The 4319-nt window shown below is 73.0% G+C and carries 4 protein-coding genes, 1 tRNA gene and 1 other RNA gene; 3 read left to right on the top strand and 3 right to left on the bottom strand.

Translation table 11 applies throughout. The features are described from left to right. Nucleotides 1-1293: DNA polymerase III subunit gamma and tau (locus NOD94_RS40410; protein WP_281211235.1), on the bottom strand; the 1293-nt coding region annotated here is incomplete at its 3' end. 78 nt (nt 1294-1371) lie between these two features. Beyond that, an RNA gene (ffs, locus tag NOD94_RS40405) (signal recognition particle sRNA small type) lies at nt 1372-1470 on the bottom strand. Between the two features lie 428 nt (nt 1471-1898). On the opposite strand from ffs, the gene NOD94_RS40400 reads away from it, so the two are divergent. Beyond that, nucleotides 1899-1986, top strand: a tRNA-Ser gene (locus tag NOD94_RS40400). Between the two features lie 293 nt (nt 1987-2279). Next, nucleotides 2280-2729, top strand: coding sequence for a hypothetical protein (locus tag NOD94_RS40395; protein WP_281211234.1), 450 nt, complete (start codon nt 2280-2282; stop codon nt 2727-2729). A gap of 34 nt (nt 2730-2763) precedes the next feature. Here NOD94_RS40395 and NOD94_RS40390 read toward each other — a convergent pair whose 3' ends face one another. Next, complete coding sequence (locus NOD94_RS40390) at nt 2764-3507, bottom strand: MerR family transcriptional regulator (protein ID WP_281211233.1); 744 nt, start codon at nt 3505-3507, stop codon at nt 2764-2766. A 280-nt stretch (nt 3508-3787) separates the two neighbouring features. Between NOD94_RS40390 and NOD94_RS40385 the strand changes: the two genes are divergently transcribed. Next, entirely contained in the window at nt 3788-4159 is a 372-nt protein-coding gene (locus NOD94_RS40385) for a protease inhibitor I9 family protein (protein ID WP_281211232.1), read from the top strand. Nucleotides 4160-4319 lie beyond the last annotated feature (160 nt).

The following is a 4319-nucleotide window of genomic DNA, read 5'->3' as shown; positions in this document are numbered from 1 at the left end:
CTCGGCGCGTACGGCGGCGCGCGCGGCGGCCACGCCCCCGCCCGGGCCGGCCGGAGCCATGCCGTGGGCCTCGGGGGACGGTACGTAGGCCATCGCGGGCGGGGCCGCGAAGGCGGCGGCGGCCCCGGCCGGGGGTCCGCTGCGCTCCAGCCGGTCGAGGCGGGCCTGGAAGGAACGTTCGTCGTCGAAGGCGGCGGGCAGCAGCACCCGGGCGCAGATCAGCTCCAGCTGGAGCCGCGGCGAGGTCGCCCCGCGCATCTCGGTGAGCCCGGTGTTGACCAGATCGGCGGCGCGCGACAGCTCGGCGGCCCCGAACACGGAGGCCTGGGCCTGCATCCGCTCCACGACGTCGGCCGGGGCGTCGATGAGGCCCTTCTCCCCGGCGTCGGGCACGGCGGCCAGGATCACCAGGTCGCGCAGGCGCTCCAGCAGGTCGGCGACGAAGCGGCGCGGGTCGTTCCCGCCCTCGACGACGCGGTCCACGACCTCGAACGCGGCGGCCCCGTCCCCGGCGGCGAAGGCGTCGATGACGGAGTCGAGCAGGGAGGCCTCGGTGTAGCCCAGCAGGGAGGTCGCCATGGCGTACGTCACACCGTCGTCGGCGGCGCCGGCGAGGAGTTGGTCCATCACGGACATCGAGTCACGCACCGACCCGGCGCCGGCGCGCACCACGAGGGGCAGCACGCCGTCCTCGACGGTGGCGCCCTCACGGCCGCAGACCTCGCCCAGGTAGTCCCGCAGCGTGCCGGGCGGGACGAGACGGAAGGGGTAGTGGTGCGTGCGCGACCGGATGGTGCCGATGACCTTCTCGGGCTCGGTCGTGGCGAAGATGAACTTGAGGTGCTCCGGCGGCTCCTCGACCACCTTCAGCAGGGCGTTGAAGCCCGCCGAGGTGACCATGTGCGCCTCATCGATGATGTAGATCTTGTAGCGGCTCGACGCGGGGCCGAAGAAAGCCTTTTCCCGCAGGTCACGGGCATCGTCCACACCACCGTGCGAGGCGGCGTCGATCTCGATGACGTCGATCGAACCCGGGCCGTTCCTGGCGAGGTCGCGGCAGGACTGGCACTCCCCGCACGGGTCGGGGGTGGGGCCCTTCTCGCAGTTCAGGCAGCGGGCCAGGATGCGCGCGCTGGTGGTCTTCCCGCAGCCGCGCGGTCCGCTGAACAGGTACGCGTGATTGACCCGGTTGTTGCGCAGGGCCTGCATCAGCGGGGCAGTGACATGCTCCTGCCCGATGACCTCGGCGAACGACTCGGGGCGGTAGCGGCGGTACAGCGCAAGGGACGACACGTCTACGAGGTTATCCGGGCCCGCCGACAACGGCGGCCCGCCGACGCCCCCGGACCCGCCGCGGCGACCCCGCCCGGAACGCAAAGCGCCCCCCACGCACCCGCCAGAGCCCACTTACCCTTGCTGCCTTCCGGCCCTGGGGGAGTTGGGTGAGATAGCGCCACGTGAGGGGCTGGGCCCCACCCTAGCGGATACCGCGCCCGACAATCGACCCGGACCCGCACCACCCCGAATCCGCCGCCGCGACCGGCCCCGAGGGGGGCGAGTCCGGGTCCGGGTCCGAGCCGGGGTCCGAGTCCGAGCCGGGGTCCGGGTCGGAGCCGGGGTCCGGGTCCGAGCCGGGGTCCGAGTCCGAGCCGGGGTCCGGGTCGGAGCCGGGGTCCGGGTCGGAGTCCGGGTCGGAGTCCGAGGCCGAGGCCGAGGCCGAGGCCGAGGCCGAGGCCGCCGGTCGCTCGACCCCGGCCCGGACGACCCCGGCCCGACCCGACCCCTGATGGGTTCTTGATCCCGTCCACGGGGATCAAGGACCCATCAGGAAGGACTCCGGGACCCGTGATCCGGATCGTGTTCGCGAGCACCCCTCAACGTCTTGTATTGTTTGCGGCGGAGGATTCGCCTAGTGGCCTAGGGCGCACGCTTGGAAAGCGTGTTGGGGGCAACCCCTCACGAGTTCGAATCTCGTATCCTCCGCCAGTGCCTCACCGGGCACTTGAAGGCCCCGACCGGGAAACCGGCCGGGGCCTTCTGCGTTCCCCGGCCGCCGCATGGGCTGCGAGAGCACTGGAAGTGCGACTGCTCCCCACGACGCGCGAATGGACCGGGCCGGCTGAGGGTGGGTTCTGGTCGGTGGTGGCTCGGGCGGGGCGGCCGTCGGCCGAGTAGTCCGGGGCGCCCCAGGGGCAGTACGGGGCCGAGTTGCCGGGCTACAACTGGGTGGACACGGGCGGGCGGGCCCGCGCGGGCCGGAGTGGGGGTTGGATATGGGCATGCAGGAGCGGTGGGAGAGCCGGCAGGGCGAGTTGGCGGAAGTGGGTGAGGCCCGGGAGGTCGAAGCCATCCGGCGGCACAACGCACGCGTCGAGAACCTGGAACTCGTCATCGTCCAGCAGGCGGCCGGGGCGTACGCGCGGGGTGACGGCTGGTTCGAAGCCGAAATCGAGCAGCGGAGCGCGGGCGGTCTACAGCCCTACGGGGGCACCGGGATGGACCTGGGCGGGGCCCCACTGTCGAGGAGCCGGCTCGATGAACCCGGTGCACCGCGAGCCCCTAGGAGCGACCTCCTGTCGCGGATCGAGGACGAGGGCTGGTCGCTGCACACAGCCCAGTACGTCTACGTCCAGCTCGGTGCCGAGTCACGGGAGAAGTGGTTCTCGTCGGGTGAGCGCGTGGCCGTCAAGGGGAAGATCGTCGGCATGTACCTGTTCCGGAGGGCCTGAGGCGCCGGGCCGCGCCCGACGTCCCCGGGCGGTCTCAGGCGGGATGGGCGCGGAGGCGGCAGAGGTCTATCAGGCGTTCCCACGCCGGGACGGGTTTGCCCGTTTGGGATGCCATGAGCGTGACGGCGACCAGGGCGTCGAGGGCGAGGACCGGCTCGGGGCCGTCCGGGTCCGGTGGGGTGAGGCCGCCGAAGGCGTTCACGTCGTCCGCGAGGGCCTCCAGGCGGGGGTCGTCGCGGTCCCAGGCGGCGGCCCGGTCGCAGGTCAGGTAGAGGCGCTGGAAGGCGGGGTCCTCGAACAGGGCGTGCTTCTGTCGCGCCCACCGCGGGACCTGCTCGGGGTACTGCGCCACCAGCAGGATCCACGTGTCGCGCTCGGTCCGCACGGTCTCGGGGGAGAGGCCGATCTCCCGGAGCCGGTCCAGCAGGAGCACGACGTCCGGCGGGAGGAAGAGGGCGTCGCCCGCGGACAGTTCGGCGATCCGGCCGCGGCGCCGCCTCAGGTCCCGCATGCGGGTCCTGAGCTCGTCGTCGATCTCCTTCACCGACGCGGCGAACTGTTGGGGCGTGGCACCCATCAGTTCCTCGATCCGGGCGAGCGGCACGCCGGCGTCCGACAGGGTCTTGATCCGTACGAGGGCCACGACCGCCTCCGGCCCGTAGCGCCGGTAGCCGGAGAAGTCGCGCTCCGGCTCGGGCAGCAGGCCCCGTTGGTGGTAGTGGCGGATGGCGCGCACGGTCACGCCCAGATGGGTCGCGACCTGGCCGATCGTCAGCATGTTGATCCCCCGGGAGAGTCGTGGGCCCGACCGCTCGACCCCGACCTCGCGTCAGGGGCCTTCGCTCTGACCATGAACACGACGACAACGCCTTTTCGACAGGCTACCGAAGCCGGCTCCGGCCGAGTCGATGCCGCCGGTGGCCCGCCGGTGGTCCGCGGATGGCCCGCAGGTCGTCCGCGGGTGGTCCGCCGGTCCGCCGGTTCGCCGGGGCGGTTCAAGGTGGGCTGGTTGGTGGCCGAAGGAGCGGGTAGCCGATCCTTAGGAAACGGAGTTCCGCATGCGTCCGATCACACGCCCGATCCTGCGTCCCGCCCTCTTCGCCGCCGCCGTCCTCGTCGCCCCGCTCGGGGTGGCGCCCGTCGCGTACGCGGCCCAGGCGGTGGAGTCGGTGCGGCCGGCCGACGACACCCGGACCGAGCCCTACATCGTCACCCTCGCCCCGGACGCCGACCCGGAGCGGGTGATGGCCGAGACCGGAGTGACCGAGGTCCGGTTCGTGTACCGCAGCGTCGTACGGGGCTTCGCGGCCGATCTGAACGAGGCGCAGCTGGCCGCCCTGCGCGCGCACCCCGAGGTGGTCGCCGTCGAGCAGGACGGTCGAGCCATCGGCACGCCGGTGGAGGAGGACGGGGCCACGGGCGATTGGTGAGCGGCGGACCATGTCCGTGAGCGGCGGCCCCCAACCGTAGGGGCCGGCCCGGGGGGGGGGGGGGGGGGGGGGGGGCCCCGCCGCCCCCCCCCCCCCCCCCCCCCCCCCCCCCCCCCCCCCCCCACCCACCCACCCCCGGTTTGGGTAAAATTTTTAAAAA

The organism is Streptomyces sp. Isolate_45 (assembly GCF_024721315.2).
In the GTDB taxonomy this organism is placed as follows: Bacteria; Actinomycetota; Actinomycetes; order Streptomycetales; family Streptomycetaceae; genus Streptomyces.
The sequence above is the reverse complement of the archived record's forward strand: the minus strand, read 5'-3'. Positions and strand labels throughout refer to the sequence as shown.

What these genes read in the sequence shown, in the direction of transcription:
- NOD94_RS40395 (WP_281211234.1), top strand. Translation starts at nt 2,280, where the DNA reads ATGCAGGAGCGGTGGGAGAGCCGGCAGGGCGAGTTGGCGGAAGTGGGT.
- NOD94_RS40385 (WP_281211232.1), top strand. Translation starts at nt 3,788, where the DNA reads ATGCGTCCGATCACACGCCCGATCCTGCGTCCCGCCCTCTTCGCCGCC.
- NOD94_RS40390 (WP_281211233.1), bottom strand. Translation starts at nt 3,507, where the DNA reads ATGCTGACGATCGGCCAGGTCGCGACCCATCTGGGCGTGACCGTGCGC.